We start from the raw sequence: 25863 nt of genomic DNA, 5'->3' as shown, positions 1-25863 counted from the left end.
CTCACAGCACAGTGATAGCGCTGGCGCGCCAGCGAGGACCGAGTCGTTCAATGCGCAGTGCGACCGCGCGGCTCCGGGCCTTGCCGTGCACAATGACGACACCCTCGATCACCCCGGGGCACGGTTCGGAGAGCAGGGTCCGCCCGATGGTGAATGTCGGGCGGATCGACCGCTGGCCCTTGAGTTGCCTGGCCCGTGTCGACAGCACGACGCGTTTTGACAGGTGCCGGTAGACGTCATCGGAGACCCACCTCGCGAGCTGGTCGAGATCGCGTACGCCCGCCAGGACTTCGAGGACGCACCGCGTGAGGTTCTCGATGAATTCGCGCGGATTCTGGTTCCGACCGATGGGGTGCGGTGCGTTCGGCGGTATCGCGTGCGCCACGGGCATCGGCGTGGGCGTGCGTTCGACGGGCAGTGCTTGGCTCATTGTGTGCTTTCGAGATGTGGCCGTGTCGTAGTGAGGTGCGCTGGGTGGGTGCGCCTCTGGACAGGGTATGGTGTGATGAGAGATCCTCGATTCTGCGGGTGAAGCAACTCAATCAGGTGCGTGTGCCGGTGTAAAGCGTCAGGCATACGCTGTGGATAGATTCCGAGACTCTCGCAGATGTGTGCGGGTAGATCGAGCCTGACCGCCAGGGCCGTATTCTAGGAACTGTGTCCACACTCAGCGATCTCGTCCTGGCGCAGGGCAACTCCACCGAAGCAGACATCGAATGGCTCCATCTCCTGGTCGGGGACTGGCAGCTGCTCGCCGACCTGGCTTTCGCCGACATCGTTCTGTGGGTGCCGTCGAACGACGGCAGTTTTGTTGCCGTCGCTCATGCCCGCCCCTCCAGTTCGGCGACCCTCTTCTATCGGGACTTCGTCGGCCAGGTCGTCAAGGCGGAGTGGCGCAAACAGGTCACTGACGCGTTCGAGAGTGCCCAGATCGTCGACACCGCCGCGCCGGACTGGTATGAGGAGACGCCCACCCGCGTGCGTGCCGTGCCTGTTCTCCGCCGTCTCACGCCCAGCGAGACCGCCACGACCGACAAGCCGATCGCGGTGGTCACCCGGCACACGAACCTGAGTGAGGCCAGGACTCCGAGCCGCCAGGAACTCACCTTCAACGAGTGTGCGAACGATCTCTTCGCCATGATCGCCGCGGGAGACTTTCCTGACCTCGGGGCGCCCACGGGTCCGCGACGAGGCGCGCCCCGGGCATCCGATGGTCTGATCCGCCTCGATGTCGATGGAGTTGTGACGTTTGCGAGCCCGAACGGACTCTCTGCTTTCAACCGCATGGGTTTCGGTGAAGAGCTCGAGGGGCAGTCTCTCGCCGAGGTCACGACGGGGCTGCTCAGTGGAACCCTCGTGGTTGACGAGTCGCTCCCCCTGGTCGTCACCGGCCGCGCACCCTGGCGCACCGATGTCGAAGCCAGGGGGGTCACCGTCTCGCTTCGTGCGATTCCCCTGCGAACCAAGGGCCAGCGTTTCGGTGCGATCGTTCTCTGCCGTGATGTCACCGAACTGCGTCACGACGAGCGCGAACTGATCACCAAAGACGCGACGATCCGCGAGATCCACCATCGGGTCAAGAACAACCTGCAGACCGTCGCGTCGCTGCTTCGCATCCAGGCACGACGTACGCACTCAGACGACGCGAAAGATGCCCTGTCGCAGGCCATGCGACGAGTGGCAGCCATCGCCGTGGTGCACGACACTCTCTCGGAGGGTCTCAGCCAGAAGGTCGACTTCGACGTGGTCTTCGCTCGCGTGCTCATGCTCGTGACCGAGGTTGCTTCGGCTCACAACACCACCGTGCATCCGAAGTTCAGCGGCAGCTTCGGAGTGCTGCCGAGTGAATACGCGACTCCGCTCGCGCTCGCTCTGACTGAGCTTGTGACGAACGCCGTCGAGCACGGCCTCGCCGGCCAGGAAGGCGAGGTCGAGATCGTCGCCAGCCGTTCGGAGGAGACCCTCACGGTCGAGGTTCGCGACACGGGTTCAGGGCTGCCTGAAGGCAAAGTCGGGTCGGGTCTCGGCACCCAGATCGTGCGCACGCTCATTCAGGGTGAACTCGGCGGGATCATCGATTGGCACACGATGGTGGGCAGTGGAACCGTCGTGACCATCGAGATCCCGTTCCGCTGGATCAAGAAGCGCTGACGCACCCACGCGGAGCCGTGGTGTCCACAAAATGGACGAACCTCAGCCTGACCGGCGAGCTATTCGCGTCGGATCGTCTGAGGTTCGTCGGAATGCGGTGCGATGCCGGCGCATCGTCGTGCCACAGGGCACGACAGGCTGGCGGAGGTGACGAGACTAGGAGGCGCGGCGGGCCCGGGCAGCGCGGCGCTTGAGTGCGCGGCGCTCGTCTTCGCTGAGGCCGCCCCAGACGCCGGAATCCTGGCCGGTCTCGAGCGCGTACTGCAGGCAGATCTCGGTGACCGAGCATCGGGCGCACACAGATTTTGCCTTGTCGATCTGGTCGACGGCAGGGCCGGTGTTGCCGACGGGAAAGAAGAGCTCAGGGTCTGCTGTCAAGCAGGCGGCTTTGTCGCGCCAGTCCATGGGGGGTACTCCTTGGTATTGCGGGGTGCTTCGGTCGAGCAGACCTCAGGTTCGGGTTTTTCGTTCGACCGCTCTTCTGCTTGACTTGCCACTACGCGATGCTGCAGGTCGGGTAAGAACCAGCATGTTCGCGTTGTGACCGAATCTCAGACTCGACCGGCGCACCTCAGAAAGATGCGTCTGTAAAGACCAGCATTTGGGTGCTTGGGATAATTCTCACGTCGCACCCCCACGACATTGTGAGCAACAATCGACCTCGAACATCGTCGCATACTGGTAGTGGCAAATCAAGAGTTTTTCGAAGGTGTAGGGCGATGACTGAGCAAGAGAGCATGCCGAATGGGCCCGGATCCGGGCATCCGGAACCCGCTGTGAGGCGACCAGTGCTGCTGCTGGTGCTCACCCTCCTGCTGTTTGCCGAGGCCGTGGCGGCGCTCGGCGTGGGTGTCTGGTCGCTGGTGCAGCTGGTCAGTTCGCCGCCGGCGTCGTATGCGACGGCCATCGCACTCCTGGTGCTGATCTTCGCCGCCGGAGTCTGGCTCCTCGCCATCGCTGTGAGCACGTACCGCATGCGCCCGTGGATTCGCGGTGCCGGAATCACCTGGCAGGCCCTGCAGATCGTGGTCGCTGTGGCGTGCTTCCAGGGAGTGCTGGGTGAACCGGACGACGGCTGGCCACTGCTCATCGTCGCGGTTGTGTGTATCGCCCTGCTGCTGTCGCCCAGTGTGGTCGCTGTGACTCGTCGCGAGGTCTGAGGAGTCGACACGCCCGAGTGGTCGACATACCTGAGGAGTCGACATGCCCGGCGGTCCCAGCCCGAGCGTCGACCATCCTGTCGTTCGACGCCTACGAGTCGATGCCGAGCTTCTTGCGGAGCGATGCCACGTGCCCGGTGGCCTTCACGTTATAGAGGGCCAGGGTCACGACGCCGGACTCGTCGAGAACGAACGTCGAGCGCAGGACTCCGGTGACCGTCTTCCCGTACAGCGACTTCTCGCCGTAGGCGGCGTAGGCGCGGTGAACCTCGAGGTCCACGTCGGAGAGCAACGGGAAGTTCAGTCCCTGCTCCGCGGTGAACTTCGCGAGAGCGGCTGGTTCGTCTTTCGACACGCCGAGCACCTGGTAGCCCGCGCTCTTCAGTGAGTTGATGTTGTCGCGAAAGTCACAGGCCTGTGTGGTGCAGCCCGGTGTTCCCGCTGCAGGGTAGAAGTACACGACGACGTTGGATCCGCGGAAATCGGCGAGAGAGACAGGTGAGCCGTTCTCGTCCGGCAGGGTGAAATCGGGAGCCTGAACGCCGGCAACCAGGCGTTCGGAGGTGTCTGTCACAGTGATTCTCTTTCGTCTCGGCCAGCAGTTCGCAGGCCTTCTGATCTCATGCTAGTGTTTATCCCCGGCTCGGCTTTCACAAAAGTAGCGCTGCGCACCTCTAGCTCAATTGGCAGAGCAACTGACTCTTAATCAGTGGGTTCCCGGTTCAAGTCCGGGGGGGTGCACTTTCCGTCACTGCCTGAGCACGATCTTGTGAGCACCATCTGACCGGTCAAAGGAGACCGCTATGACCCAGAGCCACATCACTGAATCCGACCCGCGCGCGGGCATCAAGAGAGTCTTCACGGCCACGGGGCTGAGTATTCTCACTGCGATCACGGCGGTCCTCGTCGTCGTCGCGGTGCTGCACTAGGCCGACACTGTCAGTCGCCCAGCAGCGGCCAGCCACATGGGAGAGAGCGTGTGGCCCGTCGCCAGCGGGTACCCGGTTCACGTCTGGGTCTGCGCCGATCGCCGCGATTGCACGCGACGAGAGTTGACGGCAGTGAGCGCGAGCATGATGGCGATGATGCCGCCACACGCTGCGACCACCGCCTCAGCATGAACCTCTGCCGAGAGTAATGGCAGCACCCAGGGCAGCAGGATGCCCGCGGGCCCCCAGAGAATGACGTCGCTGCGTGGGGCGCCGTAACGGAGTGACTCGGCTGTGCTGGCCACGAAGAACAGACTGATGCCGGCGCTGAGGCAGACCGCGGCTCCTGCTGGTAGTTGGTGCCCGGCCTCGGCAACCGCTGTGCCGAGAGCGGATGCGAAAAGCGTGACGCCGGCGATGAGCAGGAACGGCAGATACATCACCGTGTCGCGAAGTCCTCCGATGCTCCCGCGCAATTGCAGTTGTCGCAGACCGCGCTCGACGGCGGAGGTCGCGTAGCCGAAGTAGATCCAGGCCAGCATCGCGACGGCTGCAAAACCGAGCACGGCGGCCAGGCCCGACAGCGCAGTCCAATGCGTGTCCAGTTCGGCGATGATGCTCAGGATCGATTCGCCGAAGACGATCACGACGAGCAGGCCCACCCGTTCTGCGAGGTGATCGACATCGAGGGCCGATTGCAGCCACGCCTGCTGGCCACTGAGAAAGCTGAGCAGCACAATCTCGATCGCCACGGCCAGTGCCCATAGTGCGTACTGCCACGGTGGCGCGACCCAGATCGAAGCCAACCACAATGACGCCGGAACAACGCTGTAGAGCACCGGTCGCCACCAGGGCACACCGATCTTTCGTCGATTCGCGAACCACGGCACGGCCCAGATCAAACGGATCACGGCATTACCAACCGCGAACGCGGCTGCCCGTTCCCCGAGCGCGTCCGGAACCGCAGCAGCCATCACACCGATTGCGATCATTGCGATCGTCACCGACAACCAGATCGACGGCGTGATGCGCACTCCGAACAGGTTCATGGTGACGGTGGCGTTCACCCACGCCCACCAGGCCGCGGCCAGGAATGCGACGAATGCGACGGCGTCAAGCCAGGAGGGGTCCCCGTGCATGGTGTGGGCGATCTGGCCGATGTAGGCAGCCATGACCAGGTCGAAGAAGAGTTCGAGCCAGTGCACCCGTCGACCCGGGTGTGTTGCCGCCGATGTGGTCGAGATGGCGAGAACCTCCTGTGCGAGCATCCGGTGAAGGAGCGGTCAGGGGAATCGTATACCGAGCCTTCTATGCACGAGTACGCCACGTCGCCTCGGACTGGTCGGCCGGCTACGGGCTGCGCGGTCAGACGGAGCGATAGTTTCACCACTACGGCGATCGACGGCCACCCAGCGGAGTGTGTGGGCCCCCAGCAGCTCGAGATCCACGTTCTGATTACACTCGACGCACCTGACCATTGGCGCAATGATGTGATGGGGAAGGGAGACGGGTGTTCACCTGGTTCGATTTTGCCTGGCCCTGGATCGGCCTGGGATTCGCGGCAGTCCTCGCCGCCCTCCTCGCTACGGATCTGTTGCGGGGTGATCATTCCCTCCCCCGGTGGCGAGACCTCCGCTGGCTCTCCTTCCTCGCTGTCGTGGTGTACCTGGTTCACAACGTCGAGGAGTACGCAATCGCGGCCAACGGGGTGCCGCACGCGTTCCCTGACTCGCTCTGTGTCTTGCTGGGTCAGCCGAGCTTCCCGGCCTGCGGTATCCCGCCAGCCTTCTTCCTTGCCGTCAACATTCCCCTGGTGTGGGTTGCGGGCCCCCTCGCGGCGTTGCTCTCCACCCGCTTCAGGCTTGCGGGCCTCACGCTGTGGGGAGTGATCGGGGTCAACGCAGTCGTTCACGTCGTGCCCGCCCTCGCGCAGCGGGCCTATGACCCCGGGCTGCTCACCGCGGTCATCGTCTTCATGCCCTTGACTGTCATGGTGGCGGTTGCCACCGTTGGTCGGCGCGGCCCCTACCGTCGACGAGCAGGCGCGCTGCTGTTTGCGGTCGGTGCACTGATGCACGTCGTGCTCGCAGCCAGCGCGATCCTGTTCCTGAGGGGGCTGATCCCCGAATGGTTGCTGCTCGTGGCCCAGCCTGCCGTGATCGCCGCCGGTTACTTCATCGTGGCGGCGTGTGACCAACGATTGCGCAAGTCCGCGTACGTCTGGCCGGGCTCTGTGACTGGCCCGGCGCACCCGTGATCCGGCCGGATGCTCGCCCCACCCTATAGGGTCAACTCATGTCTCCTGGTGCCGACCACTTCGCCCGAACAAGTGCGAGCAGCGGCACCACCGAAGAACTCCGGCGAAGCAATCTCGCCCGCATCCTCACGCTGATCCACCGGGGTGGAGCCCTCTCCCGCGCCGAGCTCACCCGTCTCACCGGCCTGAATCGTTCGACGATCGGCGGACTTGTGGCGGAGCTTCGCGAACTGGGTCTCGCCTTCGAGACCATGCCCGGCAGCGGCGAGGGCAACAGGGCCGGCCGGCCGAGTCCGGTCGTGCATCCATCGCAGTCTGTCGTGGCGATCGCCGTGAACCCTGAGGTCGACGCGATCCACATCGGCCTCGTCGCGCTCGGTGGGCGCGTGCTGAAGCGGATCAGGCTCGAGACCGAGGCTGCGCCGACGTCACGCGAGGTCGTCGAGATGACGCGGGCAGCGATCGCCGGCCTCGTCGCCGGATCGGAACAGGAATTGACGATCGTCGGCATCGGCCTCGCCGTTCCGGGCCTCGTGCGACGCAGCGATGGCCAGGTGCGCATTGCCGACCACCTCGACTGGATCGACGAGCCCCTGACCGAGATGATGTCCGCGGCCACCGGGCATCGATCGGTGGCGGCCAATGCGGCACAGCTCGGCATGCGCGCCGAGAGTCTCTTCGGCGCCGGCAGGGGAGTGGATGACCTGGTCTACCTCATCGGGGGCGCGAGTGGCATCGGCGGCGGGGTGGTGATGGGTGGTCACCTGCTCACCGGCGCCGACGGCTATGCCGCGGAGTTCGGCCACACGTTCGTGACGTCGAACGGGGCCGACTGCACCTGCGGCTCGCAGGGGTGCCTGGAGGCAGAGGTGACACAGTCTGAGCTTCTGGATGCCGTGGGCCTCAGTACAGCGCAGGCCGAACTGCTCGCCGGGCTGCTCGAGGCATCGGACGACCCGGCTGTTGCGGCACTGGTCGCCAGGGATGTCGCGCTGGTGCGAGTGGCCGTGCGGAACGCCGTGAACCTGTTCAACCCGAGGTTGATCATCGTTGGCGGGTTCCTGACCGCGCTGTTTCCGACCGGTGACGGGCTCGCGGCTGAAGCTCTGACCACTCCGCGTGAAGAGCTCACGGTGGCACTGGCGGAGCTGGGCGCTGACCAGCTCCTGATCGGGGCCGGCGAGCTGGTCTTCTCCCAGCTCCTGCTCGATCCGGCATCATCGATGGGCGTCGAGCTCCCTTTGGTAGCAATGTAACCGCTCTCTTTGCCCCGCGATTTACGATTGTTTATGTAACAAACTTATATCGGGCATGATGCTCTTTTCCCTGTGAATCCCTGATAATTCGGGCTTCATGACCACTTTTGTCTCACTACCGCCTCGAGCGCGGGGAAGATTCGACTTGCGCGCGGCCCAGTCCTCTGCGTATGTTGTGGATATCAACAAACGGCATCGGAGTGGCTGCCCAGCACACGCAGCATCCACTCCTTTTTACAAGGAGGTATGTGATGCGAAGAAGACTTCTCGCGACAGGCGCCATTCTGGCGGCCAGCGCTCTACTGCTCGCCGGCTGCTCTGGGGCAGCCAGCAGCGGCTCCAGCAGCGACACGGTGAACACCAGCCCCGACGGCAAGGGCAAGACCCTGACCCTGTGGGACTACGAAGACGACACCAGCGCGATGGGTATGGCCTGGAAGGCCTCCATCGCTGAGTTCGAGAAGGAGACCGGCGCCACAGTGACGTTCGAGGCAAAGAGCTTCGAAGGAATCCGTTCGACCGCGAGCCAGGTGCTGAACTCCGACGCCGCCCCCGACATCCTCGAGTACAACAAGGGCAACGCCACGGCCGGCCTGCTCGCCAGCCAGGGCCTCCTGTCGAACCTCGACGCGGCCGTCGCCGCCTACGGCTGGGACAAGAAACTCGCCCCGTCACTGCAGACCACGGCGAAGTATGACGAGAAGGGCATCATGGGCTCGGGGAGCTACTACGGTATTCCCAACTATGGCGAGTTCGTCGACGTCTACTACAACAAAGACATGTTCGCGAAGTACAACCTCGCGGTTCCCACCACCTTCGCCGAGTTCGAGACCGCGCTGAAGACCTTCAAGGACGCCGGCATCACCCCGCTCGCAGAGTCGGCGGCCGAGTACCCCCTCGGCCAGCTCTTCTACCAGCTGGCCCTGTCGAGCGCCACGCGCCAGTGGGTCACCGACTACCAGACGTACACCGGCACGGTCGACTTCCAGGACAAGGACTTCACCTTCGCCGCCAACACGATCAAGGACTGGGTCGACAAGGGCTACATCTCCTCCAGCGCCACCGGCCTCAAGGCTGAAGACGCCGGAACCGCCTTCGAGGCGGGCACCAACCCGATCTTCTACTCCGGCTCCTGGTGGTACGGCCGCTTCGTGAAGGAGATCACGAACTTCCAGTGGTCGTCGTTCCTCTTCCCCGGTTCCACCATGGCTCCGGGCTCCAGCGGAAACCTCTGGGTCGTCCCCGAGAACTCGAAGAACAAGGACCTCGCGTACAAGTTCATCGACATCACCATGAGCGCTCCGATGCAGGCCCTGATCGGCAACAACGGCGGCATCCCCGTGGCCGCGACCGCGAGTGACATCACCGACCCGAAGAGCAAAGAGCTGATCGACAACTTCAACACGCTCACCGCTCGCGACGGTCTCGCGTTCTACCCCGACTGGCCCACCCCGACCTTCTACGACCAGCTGAACGCCGGCCTGCAGGAGCTCGTCAACGGCACCAAGAGCCCGACCGACTTCCTCACCGAGATCGGCACCGAGTACCAGGCGGGCGTCGACACCATCACCAAGGGCTGACGCCAGCGGGTTTCGATACGCGGCTTCGCCGCTACTCAACCAGCGCCGGCACGAGTCTCCGCCGGTTGAGTAGCCACGCGGAGCGTGGCGTATCGAAACCCTCCAGACCCCCGATCATCCATTCGTTTGAAAAGAAGGTAGAGCCATGGCGACACTCACCGCGACAGGCAAGCTGCCGCGAGCGAAGAAGGAGCGGGTTCGGGAAGAACCCCTGCTGCCGAACAGCGGCAAGGGCGGCGGTGGGTTCTGGCTCTACCTGATCCCGGGGTTCGTGTTGCTCACCGCCATCGTGATCGTGCCGCTGGTGTGGAACATCTACCTGAGCTTCACCTCGTACCGCGGCATCAAGCCGCCGAAGTTCATCGGGCTCGACAACTGGGTCGAGCTGATGGGCGACACGAAGTTCTGGACGAGCTTCGGCAACAGCATCGCCATGATCGTGGCCATGGTGATCATCCCGACGCTCGTCGGCCTGGTGCTTGCAGCGATGCTGTTCGACCTGGTCGGCAAGAAGTTCGGCGGGCGGGTGGCCAGCTTCCTGCGGGCGACCTACTACCTGCCGCAGATTCTGCCCGTCGCCATCGCGGCGGTCGTGATCGGCTGGATCCTCCGGCCCGACAACGGGGCCCTCAACGAGGTGCTCGCGGCAATCGGCCTCGGTGACCTGCAGCACAACTGGCTCGGCAGCCCCGACACCGCGCTGCTCAGCATCATGTTCGTGATGGTGTGGGTGCAGCTGGGGTACCCGGTCGTGATCTTCATGGCCGCGCTGCAGCGGGTCGACCCTGAGCTCTACGAGGCTGCGGAGCTCGACGGGGCGAACTGGCTCCAGCGGTTCCGCTCGATCACCGTCACGATCATCCGGCCCGAGATCTTCGTGGTGACCCTGACCAGCACGATCGCCGCACTCAAGGTGTTCGGGCCGATCTACACGCTGACGCGCGGTGGCCCCGGTACCTCGACGATCGTGCCGAGCTACTACTCGTACAGCGAGTTCTTCCAGAGCCAGCAGGTCGGCTACGGCGCGACCATCGCGACGGCGCTCACCATTGTCACCATCGTGGTGGCCGTGTTCTTCATCAAGGCCCAGAACCGGGCAGAGCGAGCGGAGAGTGGGCGCTGATGGCGAGCATCATCACTGACCAGGCGTCAGACGGCCGAAGCGGTCGGGGCTACGACGGCAGGCGTTCGGCTGCGGCGAAGGCTGGGGTTGCCGATGGCGGCAGCGGCGCTGGCGGCAAGACCGGTTCGCCCTCGAATGTGAAGTACGTGCCGCGTAAGAAGAAGTCGAAGCGCAGCGCGGGTGACTGGGCACTGCTCGCCGCGGCGATCCTGATCGGCATCGCCATCGCGATCCCGTTCTACCTGATCCTCATCAACTCGTTCAAGTCGCCCGCCGACTACGCCTCGGGTGGCCCGCTGCAGTGGCCGACAGCGCTGAACTTCGACGGCCTGGCCAAGTTCTGGAACCGGGTGAACTTCCCCGAGAAGCTCTGGAACAGCTTCTTCATCTCGGGCCTCGTGGCGATCTTCGCCGTCATCGTCTCGGTGCTGAACGCCTACGCGATCGGCATCGGCCGGGTTCGCGGCCGCACCTGGATCGTGGTGCTCTTCCTGCTGGCGAACGTTCTGCCGCAGGAGGCGCTTCTCTACCCGCTGTACTTCATGTTCAAGCAGGTCGGGCTGTACGACAACGTCTGGAGTGTGATCATCATCTTCACGGTCATCCAGAGCGCCTTCGGCACGTACCTGCTGTCAAGTGTCTACGGAACCTTCCCGAAGGAGATCCTCGAGGCAGCCGCGCTCGACGGGGCCAGTCGCTGGACCATCCTGTGGCGCGTGATCGTGCCGATCAGCCGCCCAACGCTCGCCGTCATCCTGATCTTCTTCTTCATCTGGACCTGGAACGAGTTCCTGATTCCGCTGACGTTCCTGGTGAGCAACGCGAACCAGACCGTGCCGGTCGCGATCGCCGTGCTGCAGGGCGACCGGCTGATGGATGTCACGACGACGAGCGCGTCGGCCCTGCTCGGCCTGATTCCGACGCTCGTGTTCTTCCTCCTCTTCCAGCGCACACTGACCCGCGGCATCACCGCCGGCGCCGTCAAATAGTTCGACTCCCCAACGTAAGGATCCACCCGCTCATGAAGTTCACCGACGGTTTCTGGCAGACCAGGCCCGGGGTCACGCCCCTGTACGCGCAGGAGGCCTTCGACATCGTCGCCGGCGAGAACTCGCTCGTCGTCTCAGCGCCCACCAGGGTGATCGCCACCCGCGGCGACACGCTCAACAGGCCGCTGCTCACTGTCACCCTCAGTTCGCCCCTGCCCGACATCGTCGGGGTGAAAATCGAGCACTTCCAGGGCGGGCTCGACCAGCCGGGTTTCGAGCTGGTCGGTGCTGAGTCGGGCCACGGCGAGGTGACGGTGGTGGATGATCGGGGCTCCCTCACCTCGGGATCCCTCACCGCGACCGTCACCCGCGGCGCCCCCTGGGACCTGACATTCTCGGCCGACGGCCGCGTGCTCACGTCGAGCGGAGCCAAGTCGGTCGGGTACATGGAGCTTTCGGGCGACGCCCAGGTCAGCACGGGGCTCGTCGGATATGCCCGGATCGGTGCGGCCACGGGCATCCGGTCACCCGTTTCGGCGCAGCCCACCTACGTGCACGAACAGCTCTCACTCGGTGTGGGGGAGCTCGTCTACGGGCTCGGCGAGCGCTTCGGGCCTGTCGTGAAGAATGGCCAGGTCGTCGACATCTGGAACGCCGACGGCGGAACGTCGAGCGAGCAGGCCTACAAGAACGTGCCGTTCTACCTGACGAACCGTGGATATGGTGTCTTCGTCAACTATCAGGGTCACGTCTCGTACGAGGTCGGCTCCGAGTCGGTCGAGCGTGTGCAGTTCTCGGTGCCGGGGGAGAGCCTCGAGTACTTCGTGATCTACGGCGCCACGCCGAAGGAGATTCTCGAGCGCTACACCGCGCTCACGGGGCGCCCGGCTCAGGTTCCGGCTTGGTCGTATGGTTTGTGGTTGACCACCTCATTCACGACGAACTACGACGAAGAGACGGTGACCGGTTTCATCGACGCGATGGCCGAACGCGAGTTGCCGCTCAGCGTCTTCCACTTCGACTGCTTCTGGATGCGCGAGTTCAACTGGAGCGATTTCGAATGGGACACGCGGGTCTTCCCCGACCCCGAGGGCATGCTGGCCCGCCTGCACGAGAAGAACCTGCACGTCTGCGTCTGGATCAACCCCTACATCGCGCAGCGCTCGCAGCTCTTCGCCGAGGGCAAGGCGCTCGGCTACTTCGTGATGCGGCCCGACGGCAGCGTCTGGCAGTGGGATCTCTGGCAGGCCGGCATGGCTCTTGTCGACTTCACGAATCCCGACGCGACCGCCTGGTACCAGTCGAAGCTGCGAGTGCTGCTCGACCAGGGCGTCGACGCGTTCAAGACCGACTTCGGTGAGCGCATTCCGCTCGAGGTCGACTACTTCGACGGGTCAGCGCCCGAACGCATGCACAACCACTACACGCACCTCTACAACCAGGCCGTGTTCGAGGTGCTGCAGGATGCCCGGGGCGAAGGTGACGCGGTACTGTTCGCTCGCTCGGCCACCGCGGGCGGGCAGCAGATGCCCGTGCACTGGGGCGGCGACTCGACCTCGAGCTACGAATCGATGGCCGAGACCCTGCGTGGCGGCCTCTCGCTGGCGTTCAGCGGGTTCGGGTTCTGGAGTCACGACATCGGGGGGTTCGAGGGTACGCCAGACGCCGGCGTGTTCAAGCGCTGGACGGCGTTCGGCCTGCTGTCGTCGCACAGCCGCTTCCACGGCTCGGATTCGTATCGGGTGCCGTGGGTCTTCGACGAAGAGGCGGTCGACGTCACCCGCGTCTTCACGAAGCTGAAACTCGCGCTCATGCCCTACCTGTACGCCGCAGGCCTCGAGGCGACAGCCGTCGGTACCCCGGTGCTTCGGCCCACCCAGCTGGAGTTCCCGTCGGACCCCGGCACCGGCCACCTCGAAGCGCAGTACCTTCTCGGTGCGGAACTACTCGTGGCCCCGGTGTTCACGGCAGGCGGTTCCGTCGAGTTCTACCTGCCGGCGGGCACCTGGACGAACTATTTCACCGGAGAGACCGTGGCCGGGCCCGTCTGGCGTTCGGAGCAGCATGGGTACCTGACCCTGCCGCTGTATGTGCGTGATGGTGCCGTGTTGCCGGTGGGCGCCCGCACCGATCGGCCCGACTACGACTACCTCGACAGGCTCACCCTCGAGCTCTACCCCTCCTCGAGCGCGGAGCAGGCGACTCGTGAATTGGTGGTGACGAACCCCGACGGTACAACTGCACAGTTCCTGATCGAGCGAAGTTCTGAACAGCTTCGCGTGACCTCTTCGTCAGATCGCCCGTGGAGCATTAAAGTCGTAGAGCACGGTCAGGTTATCGAGGCCGTCAACGGAGAGGCAGTGTTTTCGCTATGACGTCAGGTACGCCCGGTACAGGGACTACGGCAACAGGCAACGCAGACTACCGTGACGGTGGGCTGGAGTTCCCCGCATCGTTCATCTTCGGTTCGGCGACGGCGTCGTACCAGATCGAGGGTGCAGTGAACGAAGACGGGCGTGGCCCCTCGATCTGGGACACCTTCAGCCACACGCCAGGGCTCGTCGTCAACGGCAACACCGGCGATGTGGCCGACGATCACTACCACCGGCTCGAAGAAGACCTCGACCTGATGAAATCCCTGAACCTGCAGGCGTACCGCTTCTCGATCGCGTGGCCACGCATCCAGCCGACGGGTCGCGGCCCCGCGAACCCGGCCGGGCTCGACTTCTACTCGCGGCTGATCGACGGGCTGATCGCCCGCGGAATCAGACCTGTGGCGACCCTCTACCACTGGGACCTCCCGCAGGCTCTCGAAGATGAAGGCGGCTGGCGTGTGCGGTCGACGGCCGAGGCCTTCGGCGACTACGCACGCATCGTCGGTGAGGCCTTCGGCGACCGCATCCACACCTGGACCACGCTCAACGAGCCGTGGTGCTCCGCGTACCTCGGCTACGGTTCCGGGGCGCACGCTCCGGGTGTCACCGACCCCGAGTCGGCGCTCCGTGCCGTGCACCACCTCAATCTGGCCCACGGGCTGGCCATCATGGCCATCCGCGAAGTGGCGAGCAACAACCCGCAGTTCTCGGTCACCCTCAACCTCCACGTCGTGCGGCCGGCGACAGGCTCAGACGAAGACGCCGACGCCGTGCGGCAGATCGAGGCCCTCGGCAACCGTGCCTTTACCGGCCCGATGCTGCTCGGGGCGTACCCCGCCGACCTGTTCGAAGACACCAAAGAGATCACCGATTGGTCGTTCGTCTTCAGCAACGACCTGCACATCATCAACCAGCCGCTTGACGTTCTCGGTGTGAACTACTACTCGACGAACCTCGTGCGCGTGTGGCCCGGCGATGGCCCCAAGCAGAACGCCGACGGTCACAAAGACGTCGGTGGCTCGCCGTGGCCGGGGGCCGGGCGCGTCGAGTTCCTGGCACAGCCCGGGCCGTACACGGAGATGGGATGGAACATCGAGCCTTCCGGGCTTGAAGAACTGCTGGTGTCGCTGCATGGCCAGTTCCCCGGCCAGCCGATGATGATCACCGAGAACGGTGCGGCGTTCGACGACGTCGTCGAAGACGGCGCCATCCACGACGTCGATCGCATCGACTACCTGAGGAGACACCTGACGGCAGCCCACCGCGCCGTTCAGCAGGGGGTCGACCTCCGCGGCTACTTCGTCTGGTCGCTGATGGACAACTTCGAGTGGAGCTACGGCTACTCGAAGCGCTTCGGCATCGTGCGGGTGGACTATGACACGCTGGTGCGCACCAGGAAAGACAGTGCGCTCTGGTATGCCGAGCTGGCTGCCTCGAACCGGCTGCCCGACTGACTCGTTCCGGGTGCGCGGCTCGGTAGGGTGATCACATGAGTCAATTGATCGGCACCCTCATCATTCTCGGTGCCAGTGGAGACCTGTCGGCGCGGCTGCTTCTTCCAGGCCTGGCGCAGCTTCTGACCGCCGATCCCGAGCGGAAGATGGTGCTCATCGGCGCGGGTGCCGAGGAGTGGGACGACACGAAGTGGCACGAGGTCGTGACCACCTCGTTCGCTGAAGTGAATGCTTCGGGTGATACCGTCGCGGGCATCCTCGAGGGGTCTCACTACTTCCAGGTCGACGTCACCAAGCCCGACGACCTCGCGAAACTGATCGGCGCATGCGAAGGAGTGCCGGCGATCTACTTCGCACTACCTCCCGCTGTCGCGGCTCTGGCCTGCGCGGCACTGCAGAAAGTGACCCTGCCCGCCGGAACGACGCTTGCCCTCGAGAAGCCCTTCGGCACCGACGAGCAGAGCGCCGTCGCCCTCAACGAGCTGCTGCTGAAACTGGTACCAGAGGAGCAGATCCACCGGGTCGACCATTTTCTGGGCCGGTCGACCGTACTCAACCTCCTCGGGTTGCGTTTCGCCAACCGTATCTTCGAACCGGTCTGGAATGCCGAGCACGTCGAGAAGATCGAGATCATCTACGACGAACAGCTCGCTCTCGAAGGTCGAGCGCGCTACTACGACAAAGCGGGTGCGCTGGTCGACATGATCCAGAGCCACCTGCTGCAGGTCATGGCGGTCGTCGCCATGGAACCACCGTCGACCCTCGGCTCGCGTGATCTGCGCGACGCCAAACAACTCGTGCTGCGGGCCACCCAGGTGTGGCAGGGCGACCCGATCGCCGCGAGCCGTCGTGCCCGGTACACGGCAGGCGAGGTGCAGGGCCGCGAGCTGCCGTCGTACGTCGACGAACCGGGTGTCGACCCGGCCCACGAGACCGAGACGCTTGCCGAGGTGACCTTCGAGATCAACACCTGGCGGTGGGCCGGGGTGCCGTTCACGCTGCGCTCGGGTAAGGCGCTCGCCGAACGCCGGCGCGAGATCGTCATCACCTTCCGCCCGGCGAGGCAGCTGCCGGTCGGGCTCAAGGGTCACAACGACCCCACCGTGCTGCGGGTCTTCCTCGCCCCCGACGAGATGTCGCTCGAGATCAACATCAACGGACCTGGTGACCCCTACGAACTCGAGCGCATCAGCCTCGACGCCCACTTCGGTGACGGGCAACTGCTGGCCTACCGCGAAGTGTTGGCGGGCATCCTCGACGGCGACTCGTCACTGTCGGTGCGCGGCGACTCCGCGGTGGAGGGCTGGCGAATCGTCGGCCCGGTGGTGAAGGCCTGGCATGAGCACGAGGTGCCGATCGACGATTATCCCGCTGGCAGCGCGGGCCCGACTCTCTGGCCGCGCATCTGAACCGTCGCTGCCCAGCTGGGCTGATGGTTCAGTTCGCGATGCTGAGGTCGGGAGCGCCGTCGGAGACCGCTTCGTCTTCTGAGTAGGCCGATTCCGCGTGCGCCAGACCAGCCAGAACAAGGTCGGCGTGAGTCCGGCCGGGCAGTTCGGCCTCGAAGCCGGATTCGACGCGCGCGGCCCCGGCGATCATCTCGTCGGCTCGCGACGCGGACTCGTCGTGCCCGGGCTCGCCGGGGATCGTCACAGTGGCGAGGGTGATCGCCACGTGCCTGACGTGCACATCGCGGCCCAGCGAGAGCTCAGAGACGGCCGCAGCGAGGTCTGGCGGCACTGGTACGACGTCGATCGGCGCGAGCGAAAACGGTGCATATGACGACGGGCGCGGCGGAGCGGGTTTCGGCGCACTCGGCTTCGGTGCGGTCGGCTGCGCCACGTCGGCGGCCGCGGGGAGTGCTGCGTCTGCCACGATGACGACCTTGTGCTCGATCAGGCTCGACACGATGTTGCGGGCGACAGAGGAGGCGAGCATGGTGTGGAAGATGTCATCGCAGTCACTGGCGGACCGGCGCGCGATGGCGTACGACCCGAGGGGCCCGAAGTTGCTGAGCAGCGCCTGGTTCACCAGGTCGTGGAGACGCTCGGAGCTGATCACGTTCTCGCGCTCGGCTTTGGCTTTACGACGCCAACTGAACATGATGAGCACCTCTCACAGCGTTACATTTGTATCAGTTTGCGCCGACTCCGCCCGGAACCTCGGTGACACGCCGCAGCGTTACCCGACCGAACGCTGCGCTCACGCGCGTGGATGCCCGCTGGAGTCGAGGTCCTCGGCGATGATCTCCGCCTCGATGGCGCCGCCGTACCCGTCGATTTCGGGGTCGCCGTGGAGCCCGCCGCTCAGGGCGTACTCCTCTTCGGGCGACAGAACGAGGCGGTGGCGGCCGACGAGCGCGAAGATGATGAGACCGATCACGAAAATCACGATGAACGTGATCACGGCGAGCTGGAAGGTCGCATTCGCCAGGATTCCTATGAGCGCTGCGACAGCGATCAGACCCGCGACAACGGCCCCCGCGACACCGGTGGGGCTCGTGTACGGCCGCTTCGCGTTCGGGAACTTGCGACGCAGCACGACGAAGCTGACCATCTGCATCACATACGAGATCACCGCTCCGAAGACCGCGATGAACAGAATGACACCGGTCGCAGCGCCAGCCGCATCGGGGTTCACCTCGGGGATTATCTTGGCCACCACGATCAGGATGACGAACCCGATCACCCCGCCGACGAGTAGTGACACCCACGGCGTCTGGTGCTTCTTGCCGGTGAGCGAGAGGAATTTCGGGTAGTAGCCGGCCCGTGAGAGCGAGTACATGTTTCGGCCATAGGCGAACATGATGCCCTGGAGAGACGCCAGTAGACCGATCAGCGCGAAGAGTGCGAGCAACGCCGCAACGTTGTCGGGAAGGAATGCGCGGAAGCCGGCGAGCAGCGGCTCGTCACCGTCTCCTGGCGAGACGGTCAGTGCCTGTGAACCCGTGACCGCGGGGTTCAGAAAGAGAATCAGCAGGCCAAAGAATGCGAGGCTGATGATGCCCCAGACGCCCGCTTTCGGTATGTCCTTCGTTGGGTTGTGAGCCTCCTCCGCCGCCAGCGGAAGTTCTTCGATTCCCAGGAAGAACCAGATAGCGAACGGCAGCGAGAACAGAATTCCGACGGCACCGAACGGCAGGAAAGTCGAGTTGCCGTCGGCGGGCGCGATGTCGAGGAGCCGCGAGAAGTCGACAGCATTATTTGCGAACGCCAGCACTGCGAACAGCAGGATGACGCCCATCGAGATGATCGCAACGATGAGCGCGAAGCGGAATCCGACGGCTGCGCCGAGGGAATTCAGCCCGATGAAAACGGCGTACAAAACGATCCACCACACCCAGGCGAAACCGTCTCCTGCCAGGTCGAAACCGAGTAGCTCGGAGACGATCGAGTTGAGGTATGAGGCCGAGAACAGTACGACGACCGCGGTCGTCACAACGTATTCGATCGTTTCGGCGATTCCGGTGACAAAACCTCCCCACGGGCCCATCGCTGCGCGCGAGAAGGAGTAGGCGCCCCCTGTGTGCGGCATTGCCGCCGACATCTCGCCGATCGAGAAGATCATGGTGAAGTACATGATGATGATGATGATCGTGGCGATCAGCAGGCCGCCCCATCCTGTGGTGCTGAGGCCGACGTTCCATCCCGAGAAGTCGCCGGAGATGACGGCGGCGATGCCCATTCCCCAGATGCCCCAGAACCCGGCGGTTCGCTTCAGGCTTCGCTTTTCGAAATACCCTGCGCTCGCCTGTGTGTACGTGACACCCGAAACGCTGCTTGAATCAGTCATGGCCATACAGTAGCGGTCTATAGGTATGCTGAGTCTACCTTTGGATGTAAATTGCTCGTTAACTCGAGCTCGGCAAATCTGCGCACAGTCCGTGCGCGGCGACAGGAGCACAATGTCATCGGGTGCAGGAAATCTCACGATGGAGTCGCTCTCCGATCTGGTGGCCGCGAAAGAGATCGACACGGTGATCGTCGCGTTCACCGACATGCAGGGCCGTCTGGTCGGCAAGCGGGTGTCTGCCAGGCTCTTCGTCGAAGACGTGGCCTCGCACGGCGCAGAGTGCTGCAACTACCTGCTCGCCGTCGACGTGGAGATGAATACCGTCGACGGCTACGCCATCTCCAGTTGGGAGCGCGGCTACGGTGACATGGCGATGATTCCGGATTTCTCGACACTTCGACTCGCGCCGTGGCTGGCGGGCACGGCTCTGGTGACGGCCGATCTGCACTGGCTCGATGAGACCCCGGTCATCCAGTCGCCTCGCCAGATTCTGAAGGACCAGCTGGCGCGCCTCGCCGAACGGGGATTGGGTGCGTTCGTCGGCACCGAACTCGAGTTCATCGTGTTCGACGACAGCTATCGTGACGCGTGGGCGAAGGGCTACGTCGGCCTCACGCCGGCCAGCGACTACAACATCGACTATGCGCTGCTGGCGAGTACTCGCATGGAACCCCTTCTGCGTGACATCCGGGTGTCGATGGATGGCGCAGGCATGTACTGCGAGGGTGTGAAGGGCGAGTGCAACCTCGGCCAGCAGGAGATCGCTTTCCGGTACGCCGACGCGCTCGTCACGTGTGACAACCACTCGATCTACAAGAACGGTGCGAAAGAGATCGCCGACAAGCACGGAAAATCGCTCACATTCATGGCGAAGTTCAATGAGCGCGAGGGCAATTCGTGCCACATCCACATCAGCCTGCGGGGCTCGGACGGGTTGGCGGTGTTCGCCGACAAGGAACGCCCCAATGGTATGTCGAAGCTCTTCGAACACTTTCTGGCCGGCCAGCTGAAGACGATGCGCGAGCTCACACTGCTCTTCGCGCCCAACATCAACTCGTACAAGCGGTACGTCGACGGCAGCTTCGCCCCCACGGCGGTGGCGTGGGGGCTCGACAACCGCACATGCTCGCTCCGGGTCGTGGGTCACGGGCTCGGTATGCGCGTTGAGAACCGTGTGCCGGGGGGAGACGTCAACCAGTATCTCGCCGTCGCTGCCCTCATCGCAGGCGGGCTTTACGGGATGGAGAACGAGCTCGAACTCGAGCCACTCACCTCTGGGAATGCGTATACCGGCCAGGCTCCGCGGGTACCGACGACGCTTCGTGAGGCGGTGGCGCTCTTCGCCGAATCGGCGATCGCTCGCGCTGCGTTCGGTGACGAGGTCGTCGACCACTACGTGAACAATGCCCGCGTGGAGATCGCCGCCTACGACGCCGCGGTGACCGACTGGGAGAGAGTGCGCGGTTTTGAAAGACTCTAGTTCCACCCTTGAGAACAGTTTCGGCGGCGAAGTGGGTGATCGCAGCCGGGTCAGCGCGCCCATCATCGGCCTCACCACGTACCTCGAGCAGGCACGGACCGGGGTGTGGGACGTACAGGCGGCCTTCCTGCCCAAGGTCTACTTCGACGCAGTGAACCGGGCTGGCGGCATCGCCGTGCTACTGCCGCCGCAACCGGCCTCTGCGACGATCGCCGGCCGGGTGCTCGACACGCTCGACGGGCTCATCATCACTGGAGGAAAAGATATCGACCCAGCGCTGTATGGGCAGCAGGCGCATCCATCGACCGATTCACCCCGTCGTGACCGCGATGCCTGGGAGCAGGCCCTCGTCCTGGGCGCTCTCGAACGCGAGTTGCCCTTTCTCGGCATCTGTCGCGGGGCGCAGGTGCTGAACGTCGCCCTCGGCGGCACGCTCAACCAGCACCTGCCCGACCTGGTCGGCAGCTCGAGGTATCAACTGGGTGGAGGCAAATTCACCACCGTGCCCGTCGACATCGATCCCACCTCGAAACTCGCCAGTATGCTGCCCGATGCCGCGTCGCTCGAGGTGCCGGTCTATCACCACCAGTCGATCGACAGGGTGGGTGATGGCCTGCGAGTCACGGCGGCAACCGATGACGGCGTCGTCGAGGCCGTCGAGCTCGAGGGCTCATCGTTCGCCGTCGCTGTGCAATGGCACCCCGAAGAGTCGCCCGATGATCTGCGGCTCTTCGCCGGGCTCGTCGACGCAGCGCGTGACTACCGCGACGCTATCTCGACCCAGGAAGCCCCATGACCGCTTTCACCCTTCTCAACCCCGCCGACGAGACTGTGGTGCAGTCGGTTGAGCAGCTCGAGATCGAGCAGGTGGATGAAGCCATCGACCGCGCGCGGCATGCCCAGCGCCGATGGGCGAGGCTCGCGCCGGTCGAGCGGGCGGCCGCTCTCCGGGCTTTTGCGGCCACCGTCGACGCCGACGCCGAGAACCTGGCTCAGCTTGAGACACGCAACTCCGGGCATCCGATCGCTCTCTCGCGGTGGGAGGCGGGACACGTGCGCGACGTGCTGAACTACTACGCGGGCGCGCCCGAACGGCTCTTCGGCTCACAGATTCCGGTGGCCGGCGGCATCGACATCACCTTCGCAGAGCCTCTTGGCGTCGTCGGCGTCATCACCCCGTGGAACTACCCGATGACGATCGCGTCGTGGGGGTTCGCTCCCGCCCTCGCGGCAGGCAACGCCGTGGTTCTGAAGCCGGCCGAATGGACCCCGCTCACCTCGATGCGCCTGGCAGAGCTCGGTGTGCAGTCAGGGCTGCCAGAAGGCCTGTTCCAGGTGCTCCCGGGCAGAGGTACTGTCGTCGGCAACCGGTTCGTCACCCACGAAGCGGTCCGCAAGGTGATGTTCACGGGCTCGACTGCTGTCGGCAAGCGCATCATGGCCGGATGCTCGGAGCAGGTCAAGCGTGTCACCCTCGAACTCGGGGGTAAGAGCGCGAACATCGTCTTCGCCGACTCCGACCTCGAAAGAGCCGCAGCTTCGGCCCCGGGTGCCGTGTTCGAGAACTCGGGCCAGGACTGCTGCGCCCGAAGCCGGATCCTTGTCGAGCGTGGTGTCTATGACCGCTTCCTCGAGTTGCTCGAACCGGCCGTCGCGGCCGTCGCAGTCGGCGACCCGACGTCTGAGAGCACCGATATGGGGCCCTTGGTCTCTGCGGAGCATCTGGCGAAGGTCGAGAGCTACCTGCCCGACGATTCCACACTGGCGTTTCGCGGGTCGGCCCCGGCAGGCGCGGGGTTCTGGTTCGCGCCCACCGTGCTCACCCCCGAACGCAACTCTCGGGCGGCGACGGAGGAGATCTTCGGCCCCGTGGTCTCAGTTCTCCCCTTCGACGACGAGGCCGACGCGATCGAACTCGCCAACGCGAGCGAGTATGGGCTGAGTGGCTCGATCTGGACGCGTGACGTCAGCCGCGCCATCCGGGTCTCCCGCGCTGTGGAGTCGGGCAATCTCTCGGTCAACTCGAATTCGTCAGTTCGGTATTCCACCCCGTTCGGCGGCTTCAAACAGTCAGGCCTCGGCCGCGAGCTTGGGCCGGATGCCGCGCTCGCCTTCACCGAGACGAAGAACGTGTTCCTGGCCGTCGATGACCTCTGAGACCCGCCCCCGCTGGTTGAGTAGCTCCCCAGGAGCGTATCGAAACCCGCCTCCGACCCTGATCCAGTGCCTGTTTTCCTCTTTCGCCCCTCAACTCCTCAAGGAGAATCCATGACCCGGATCACACCCATCGATCTCACCCAGCGACTCGCCGGCAAGATCGCCGTCATCACCGGCGGTGCAAGCGGAATCGGCCTTGCGACCGCACGCCGGTTCGCAGCTGAAGGAGCCACCGTGGTAATCGCCGACCGCGATGAGGTCGCAGGCCCGGCGGCTGCTGCGGAAGTCGGTGGACTGTTCCTGCGGGTCGATGTCACCGACGAAGCGGAGGTCAACCACCTCTTCGACACCACCAACCAGACCTACGGTTCCGTCGACATCGCCTTCAACAACGCCGGGATCTCGCCGCCCGACGACGATTCGATCGAGACCACGGAACTTCCGGCGTGGGAGAAGGTGCAAGACGTGAACCTCAAATCGGTGTACCTGTGCTCGCGAGCGGCACTTCGCCACATGGTCGCCCAACAGAGCGGCTCGATCATCAACACCGCGTCATTCGTGGCCGTGCTCGGGTCGGCGACCTCGCAGATCTCCTACACGGCATCGAAGGGTGGCGTGCTCGCCATGACCCGCGAGCTCGGTGTGCAATTCGCCCGTCAAGGGATCCGCGTCAATGCCCTGTGCCCGGGGCCGGTGAACACGCCGCTGTTGCAGGAGCTCTTCGCGAAGGACCCGGAGCGCGCGGCCCGGCGACTGGTGCACGTTCCGACCGGGCGGTTCGCCGAACCAGACGAACTCGCGGCAGCGGTCGCGTTCCTCGCCAGCGACGACGCCTCGTTCATCACCGCCTCGACGTTCATGGTCGACGGCGGTATCAGCGCTGCGTATGTCACACCGATCTAGGGCCAGACCGTGTCAGAGCCAAACGATGGGCCGGATGCCCTGCCGAGCTCTGCTGAATCCGAAGACCTCGGAGTGCCTGAGTCGTCAGTCGTCCCGGTCGATCTCGTCGAGTTCGCAATGCTGCGCCCGGTGCGCCCGGGCAATGCCTTCGAGGAGACGGTTTCGCGGCTGCTCCAGACGATCCGGCTGGGAGTGATCGCTCCGGGTGGCCAGCTGCCGCCGGAGCGCGAGCTGGCCGCACTGCTCGACGTGAGCCGCGACACTGTCCGCGACGCGATCCGGTCCCTCAGCACGGCCGGGTACCTCGTCTCGAAAAGAGGTCGCTATGGCGGAACGTTCGTGCGCGAGGTCGTGCCGAGCGGGCCGATCGACAGTGAGCTCACCCGCAGACCCCCGACGGCAGCGGAGATCAACGACGTGCTGGTTCTGCGAGAGATCCTCGAGGTCGGTGCCGTACGGGCTGCTGCCGCAATGACTCTTTCGGCTCCCGAACGAGTCGAACTCTGGGCGCAGCTCCAAGCCGTCACGACTGCTGACCCTGCAGACTACCGGCGTCTCGACTCCCGTTTCCACCTCACGGTCGGGGAGCTGGTGGGCTCGCCCTCGTTGGTCACATTGCTGGCCGACAGCCGCACGCAGGTCAACACGCTGCTCAACCAGATTCCGCTATTCGAGCGCAACATCCGTCATTCGAACGAGCAGCATGAGCGCATCGCCATTGCGATTCTGACGGCGGATGCTGAATCAGCCGCACGAGAGATGAGAGAGCACCTCGAAGGAACCGCGTCCCTGTTGCGCGCGTTCCTCGCTTAGCGTGTGGTCCGGACGGACAGTACGTTCGCCATCACACCTCAGCCGGGAAGCTGTGGGTGCTCAGCTGTTCAGCTCGAGGGCATCTCTGTCGTCTTGCAGGACGCTGCCGACCGCGAGCGCGACCGTGAGCCCCCAGCTGATCCACATGAGAACGAGGCGCCAGTCGCGCGGGCCCTTGCGGGAAGTCTGGATGACCGCAAAACCGCTCGCAACGGCACCGATGATGCTGGTGTTGAAAATGAACTTACGCATGGCGAGCCTTTCGTTGTGACCGTCGAAGAACAACGTTATCCAATCAGCGCGATGACCGCTGATCCTGCAGGCGGGGGTTTCGCTTCGGGCAGCCTTCAGGCAGACTGGCCGGCCCGGCGTGCCTGCTTGTGCGCCTTCTTCACCGCTTTGGCGCGCCGTTTCTCCCGTTTCTCCTCAGACCTGGCGCTCGTGTCATCGCCTTCGGCCTTCGTGCCGTGATTCTTGACGCCCGAGTCGACCTGCAGCTTCGAGGCTGCACGGGCCGCCTTCTTCTGGCTCCGCTTCTTCTGCGTGTGCTTCGTTCCGTCGGCCGCATCGGCGTTCGGCCACTCTTCACCGCGACCGAACGCGGCGGTCTCGCGCAGGAGCTCGAGCCGATCATCCTCGGTCTTCGCCTTTCGGGTATTGACCTCGGCGACGATGTTGCCCGACCAGCCGCTGCTGTGGAGGAACTGGAGCACTTCGCGCACGGGCTGGCTGCCGTAGCCCGGCAGCAGGTGTTCGTCGAAGATGCGACCCTCGTCGAGCGAGGCAGAGCCGTCGCAGAGGTGCACATGCCGCAACCTGGAACCAAGCGCCTCAGCCATCTCGAGCGAATCCCGACCAGAGAGCGCTGCGTGCGAGAAGTCGAGGGTGACCGCGTCGCAGTCCATGACAACAGGGTCCCAACCGGGCGAGTAGGCCTTCACGCTGGTGTTCTTGACCTTCCACGGGAACATGTTCTCGACGGCGATCTCGACGCCGAAGGTCTCGGTCGTCTCACGCACGATGCGCAGGAAGTTCTCGGCGTACCCGGCCTGCCAGCGGAACGGTGGATGCACGACCACCGCTGTGGCGCCGACCGACTTGGCCAGCTCGGCCGACTTCTCGAGTTTGATCTGCGGGTCCCTGCCCCACACGAAGTGGGTCAGCAGCAGCACAGGCGCATGGATCGAGAGAATCGGCATGCCGTACTTCTCCGAGAGCGCGAGAAGCGTGTCGGGTGACTGTGTCACCTCATCCCGGGTGACCATCACTTCGACCCCGTCAAACCCCGCAAGACTGGCGTGCCGAAAACCCTCTTCGACCCCCAGTGGGTAGACGCACGACGTACTCATCCCTACACGAATCATCGTGTGAAGCCTAAACCTCAGGGGCTGGCAGAAGACAGGGATGTTGGAATATTCACTGCCCTGACACCGTCTGTTGGGTG

The 25863-nt window shown here is 64.4% G+C and carries 24 protein-coding genes and 1 tRNA gene; 17 read left to right on the top strand and 8 right to left on the bottom strand.

Features of this window, described 5'->3' with window-relative positions:
* Position 1 precedes the first annotated feature (1 nt).
* On the bottom strand, positions 2 to 430 hold the full coding sequence (locus tag JOE66_RS14450; protein WP_205110550.1) for an Rv3235 family protein: 429 nt from the start codon (positions 428 to 430) through the stop codon (positions 2 to 4).
* 227 nt (positions 431 to 657) lie between these two features.
* Between JOE66_RS14450 and JOE66_RS14445 the strand changes: the two genes are divergently transcribed.
* Positions 658 to 2151 carry a sensor histidine kinase gene (locus JOE66_RS14445; protein ID WP_205110548.1) on the top strand — a complete coding sequence of 498 codons (1494 nt, stop codon included), beginning with the start codon at positions 658 to 660 and terminating at the stop codon, positions 2149 to 2151.
* A 156-nt stretch (positions 2152 to 2307) separates the two neighbouring features.
* Here JOE66_RS14445 and JOE66_RS14440 read toward each other — a convergent pair whose 3' ends face one another.
* Positions 2308 to 2556, bottom strand: coding sequence for a WhiB family transcriptional regulator (locus JOE66_RS14440; protein WP_085020097.1), 249 nt, complete (start codon positions 2554 to 2556; stop codon positions 2308 to 2310).
* Between the two features lie 314 nt (positions 2557 to 2870).
* Here JOE66_RS14440 and JOE66_RS14435 point away from each other — a divergent pair, with 314 nt between their 5' ends.
* Complete coding sequence (locus JOE66_RS14435) at positions 2871 to 3311, top strand: hypothetical protein (RefSeq protein WP_205110546.1); 441 nt, start codon at positions 2871 to 2873, stop codon at positions 3309 to 3311.
* Between the two features lie 91 nt (positions 3312 to 3402).
* On the opposite strand, the gene bcp is transcribed toward JOE66_RS14435, so the two are convergent.
* The gene (gene bcp / locus JOE66_RS14430; RefSeq protein ID WP_205110544.1) at positions 3403 to 3885 is read right to left on the bottom strand and encodes a thioredoxin-dependent thiol peroxidase; all 483 of its coding nucleotides are present in this window, start codon (positions 3883 to 3885) and stop codon (positions 3403 to 3405) included.
* A 94-nt stretch (positions 3886 to 3979) separates the two neighbouring features.
* On the opposite strand from bcp, the gene JOE66_RS14425 reads away from it, so the two are divergent.
* Together JOE66_RS14425 and JOE66_RS17495 are read left to right on the top strand one after the other, a co-directional pair.
* A tRNA-Lys gene (locus JOE66_RS14425) sits at positions 3980 to 4052 on the top strand.
* A 62-nt stretch (positions 4053 to 4114) separates the two neighbouring features.
* Positions 4115 to 4240: a hypothetical protein gene (locus tag JOE66_RS17495; RefSeq protein ID WP_275576822.1), complete on the top strand. Its 126-nt coding sequence runs from the start codon at positions 4115 to 4117 to the stop codon at positions 4238 to 4240.
* A gap of 77 nt (positions 4241 to 4317) precedes the next feature.
* Here the strand turns inward: JOE66_RS17495 and JOE66_RS14420 are convergent, their stop codons facing one another.
* Entirely contained in the window at positions 4318 to 5508 is a 1191-nt protein-coding gene (locus tag JOE66_RS14420) for a low temperature requirement protein A (RefSeq protein WP_205110542.1), read from the bottom strand.
* A 242-nt stretch (positions 5509 to 5750) separates the two neighbouring features.
* Between JOE66_RS14420 and JOE66_RS14415 the strand changes: the two genes are divergently transcribed.
* The 8 genes from JOE66_RS14415 (at position 5751) to JOE66_RS14380 (ending at position 16683) form a co-directional block, all read left to right on the top strand.
* Positions 5751 to 6497, top strand: coding sequence for an HXXEE domain-containing protein (locus JOE66_RS14415; protein WP_205110540.1), 747 nt, complete (start codon positions 5751 to 5753; stop codon positions 6495 to 6497).
* Between the two features lie 38 nt (positions 6498 to 6535).
* The gene (locus JOE66_RS14410) at positions 6536 to 7753 is read left to right on the top strand and encodes an ROK family transcriptional regulator (RefSeq protein WP_205110538.1); all 1218 of its coding nucleotides are present in this window, start codon (positions 6536 to 6538) and stop codon (positions 7751 to 7753) included.
* 251 nt (positions 7754 to 8004) lie between these two features.
* Positions 8005 to 9333: an ABC transporter substrate-binding protein gene (locus JOE66_RS14405; protein ID WP_205110536.1), complete on the top strand. Its 1329-nt coding sequence runs from the start codon at positions 8005 to 8007 to the stop codon at positions 9331 to 9333.
* Between the two features lie 145 nt (positions 9334 to 9478).
* The gene (locus JOE66_RS14400) at positions 9479 to 10456 is read left to right on the top strand and encodes a carbohydrate ABC transporter permease (RefSeq protein ID WP_205110534.1); all 978 of its coding nucleotides are present in this window, start codon (positions 9479 to 9481) and stop codon (positions 10454 to 10456) included.
* On the top strand, positions 10456 to 11445 hold the full coding sequence (locus tag JOE66_RS14395) for a carbohydrate ABC transporter permease (RefSeq protein ID WP_205110532.1): 990 nt from the start codon (positions 10456 to 10458) through the stop codon (positions 11443 to 11445). The genes JOE66_RS14400 and JOE66_RS14395 overlap by 1 nt, the downstream gene beginning before the upstream one ends.
* A gap of 32 nt (positions 11446 to 11477) precedes the next feature.
* Complete coding sequence (gene yicI / locus JOE66_RS14390; protein ID WP_205110530.1) at positions 11478 to 13820, top strand: alpha-xylosidase; 2343 nt, start codon at positions 11478 to 11480, stop codon at positions 13818 to 13820.
* Positions 13817 to 15274, top strand: a complete 1458-nt coding sequence (locus JOE66_RS14385; protein ID WP_205110527.1) for a GH1 family beta-glucosidase — start codon at positions 13817 to 13819, stop codon at positions 15272 to 15274. The genes yicI and JOE66_RS14385 overlap by 4 nt, the downstream gene beginning before the upstream one ends.
* Before the next feature lie 35 nt (positions 15275 to 15309).
* Complete coding sequence (locus JOE66_RS14380; protein WP_205110524.1) at positions 15310 to 16683, top strand: glucose-6-phosphate dehydrogenase; 1374 nt, start codon at positions 15310 to 15312, stop codon at positions 16681 to 16683.
* A 28-nt stretch (positions 16684 to 16711) separates the two neighbouring features.
* Here JOE66_RS14380 and JOE66_RS14375 read toward each other — a convergent pair whose 3' ends face one another.
* Together JOE66_RS14375 and JOE66_RS14370 are read right to left on the bottom strand one after the other, a co-directional pair.
* Positions 16712 to 17377 carry a hypothetical protein gene (locus JOE66_RS14375; protein ID WP_205110522.1) on the bottom strand — a complete coding sequence of 222 codons (666 nt, stop codon included), beginning with the start codon at positions 17375 to 17377 and terminating at the stop codon, positions 16712 to 16714.
* A gap of 99 nt (positions 17378 to 17476) precedes the next feature.
* Complete coding sequence (locus tag JOE66_RS14370) at positions 17477 to 19066, bottom strand: amino acid permease (RefSeq protein ID WP_205110520.1); 1590 nt, start codon at positions 19064 to 19066, stop codon at positions 17477 to 17479.
* Positions 19067 to 19178: 112 nt separating this feature from the next.
* Between JOE66_RS14370 and JOE66_RS14365 the strand changes: the two genes are divergently transcribed.
* The 5 genes from JOE66_RS14365 to JOE66_RS14345 all read left to right on the top strand — a co-directional run bounded on the left by JOE66_RS14365 (position 19179) and on the right by JOE66_RS14345 (position 24419).
* Positions 19179 to 20546, top strand: coding sequence for a glutamine synthetase family protein (locus tag JOE66_RS14365; RefSeq protein WP_205110518.1), 1368 nt, complete (start codon positions 19179 to 19181; stop codon positions 20544 to 20546).
* A 31-nt stretch (positions 20547 to 20577) separates the two neighbouring features.
* On the top strand, positions 20578 to 21342 hold the full coding sequence (locus tag JOE66_RS14360) for a gamma-glutamyl-gamma-aminobutyrate hydrolase family protein (protein WP_205110516.1): 765 nt from the start codon (positions 20578 to 20580) through the stop codon (positions 21340 to 21342).
* Positions 21339 to 22703 (top strand): aldehyde dehydrogenase family protein, encoded by a 1365-nt coding sequence (locus JOE66_RS14355; protein ID WP_205110514.1) that lies wholly within the window; start codon positions 21339 to 21341, stop codon positions 22701 to 22703. Before JOE66_RS14360 ends, JOE66_RS14355 begins: the two co-directional genes overlap by 4 nt.
* A gap of 111 nt (positions 22704 to 22814) precedes the next feature.
* On the top strand, positions 22815 to 23606 hold the full coding sequence (locus JOE66_RS14350; protein ID WP_205110512.1) for a 3-oxoacyl-ACP reductase: 792 nt from the start codon (positions 22815 to 22817) through the stop codon (positions 23604 to 23606).
* Between the two features lie 9 nt (positions 23607 to 23615).
* Positions 23616 to 24419 (top strand): FadR/GntR family transcriptional regulator, encoded by an 804-nt coding sequence (locus JOE66_RS14345; RefSeq protein WP_307827221.1) that lies wholly within the window; start codon positions 23616 to 23618, stop codon positions 24417 to 24419.
* A gap of 60 nt (positions 24420 to 24479) precedes the next feature.
* On the opposite strand, the gene JOE66_RS14340 is transcribed toward JOE66_RS14345, so the two are convergent.
* A complete protein-coding gene (locus JOE66_RS14340; RefSeq protein WP_205110510.1) occupies positions 24480 to 24671 on the bottom strand; it encodes a hypothetical protein in 192 nt (63 codons plus the stop codon).
* Positions 24672 to 24766: 95 nt separating this feature from the next.
* On the bottom strand, positions 24767 to 25783 hold the full coding sequence (locus JOE66_RS14335; RefSeq protein ID WP_205110508.1) for a sugar phosphate isomerase/epimerase family protein: 1017 nt from the start codon (positions 25781 to 25783) through the stop codon (positions 24767 to 24769).
* Between the last annotated feature and the right edge of the window lie 80 nt (positions 25784 to 25863).

The sequence above is a fragment of the Subtercola frigoramans genome, assembly GCF_016907385.1.
In the GTDB taxonomy this organism is placed as follows: domain Bacteria; phylum Actinomycetota; class Actinomycetes; order Actinomycetales; family Microbacteriaceae; genus Subtercola; species Subtercola frigoramans.
The sequence above is the reverse complement of the archived record's forward strand: the minus strand, read 5'-3'. Positions and strand labels throughout refer to the sequence as shown.

What these genes read in the sequence shown, in the direction of transcription:
- JOE66_RS14450 (WP_205110550.1), bottom strand. Translation starts at nt 430, where the DNA reads ATGAGCCAAGCACTGCCCGTCGAACGCACGCCCACGCCGATGCCCGTG.
- JOE66_RS14440 (WP_085020097.1), bottom strand. Translation starts at nt 2,556, where the DNA reads ATGGACTGGCGCGACAAAGCCGCCTGCTTGACAGCAGACCCTGAGCTC.
- JOE66_RS14435 (WP_205110546.1), top strand. Translation starts at nt 2,871, where the DNA reads ATGACTGAGCAAGAGAGCATGCCGAATGGGCCCGGATCCGGGCATCCG.
- JOE66_RS17495 (WP_275576822.1), top strand. Translation starts at nt 4,115, where the DNA reads ATGACCCAGAGCCACATCACTGAATCCGACCCGCGCGCGGGCATCAAG.
- JOE66_RS14420 (WP_205110542.1), bottom strand. Translation starts at nt 5,508, where the DNA reads ATGCTCGCACAGGAGGTTCTCGCCATCTCGACCACATCGGCGGCAACA.
- JOE66_RS14410 (WP_205110538.1), top strand. Translation starts at nt 6,536, where the DNA reads ATGTCTCCTGGTGCCGACCACTTCGCCCGAACAAGTGCGAGCAGCGGC.
- JOE66_RS14405 (WP_205110536.1), top strand. Translation starts at nt 8,005, where the DNA reads ATGCGAAGAAGACTTCTCGCGACAGGCGCCATTCTGGCGGCCAGCGCT.
- JOE66_RS14400 (WP_205110534.1), top strand. Translation starts at nt 9,479, where the DNA reads ATGGCGACACTCACCGCGACAGGCAAGCTGCCGCGAGCGAAGAAGGAG.
- JOE66_RS14395 (WP_205110532.1), top strand. Translation starts at nt 10,456, where the DNA reads ATGGCGAGCATCATCACTGACCAGGCGTCAGACGGCCGAAGCGGTCGG.
- yicI (WP_205110530.1), top strand. Translation starts at nt 11,478, where the DNA reads ATGAAGTTCACCGACGGTTTCTGGCAGACCAGGCCCGGGGTCACGCCC.
- JOE66_RS14385 (WP_205110527.1), top strand. Translation starts at nt 13,817, where the DNA reads ATGACGTCAGGTACGCCCGGTACAGGGACTACGGCAACAGGCAACGCA.
- JOE66_RS14380 (WP_205110524.1), top strand. Translation starts at nt 15,310, where the DNA reads ATGAGTCAATTGATCGGCACCCTCATCATTCTCGGTGCCAGTGGAGAC.
- JOE66_RS14375 (WP_205110522.1), bottom strand. Translation starts at nt 17,377, where the DNA reads ATGTTCAGTTGGCGTCGTAAAGCCAAAGCCGAGCGCGAGAACGTGATC.
- JOE66_RS14370 (WP_205110520.1), bottom strand. Translation starts at nt 19,066, where the DNA reads ATGACTGATTCAAGCAGCGTTTCGGGTGTCACGTACACACAGGCGAGC.
- JOE66_RS14365 (WP_205110518.1), top strand. Translation starts at nt 19,179, where the DNA reads ATGTCATCGGGTGCAGGAAATCTCACGATGGAGTCGCTCTCCGATCTG.
- JOE66_RS14355 (WP_205110514.1), top strand. Translation starts at nt 21,339, where the DNA reads ATGACCGCTTTCACCCTTCTCAACCCCGCCGACGAGACTGTGGTGCAG.
- JOE66_RS14350 (WP_205110512.1), top strand. Translation starts at nt 22,815, where the DNA reads ATGACCCGGATCACACCCATCGATCTCACCCAGCGACTCGCCGGCAAG.
- JOE66_RS14340 (WP_205110510.1), bottom strand. Translation starts at nt 24,671, where the DNA reads ATGCGTAAGTTCATTTTCAACACCAGCATCATCGGTGCCGTTGCGAGC.
- JOE66_RS14335 (WP_205110508.1), bottom strand. Translation starts at nt 25,783, where the DNA reads ATGATTCGTGTAGGGATGAGTACGTCGTGCGTCTACCCACTGGGGGTC.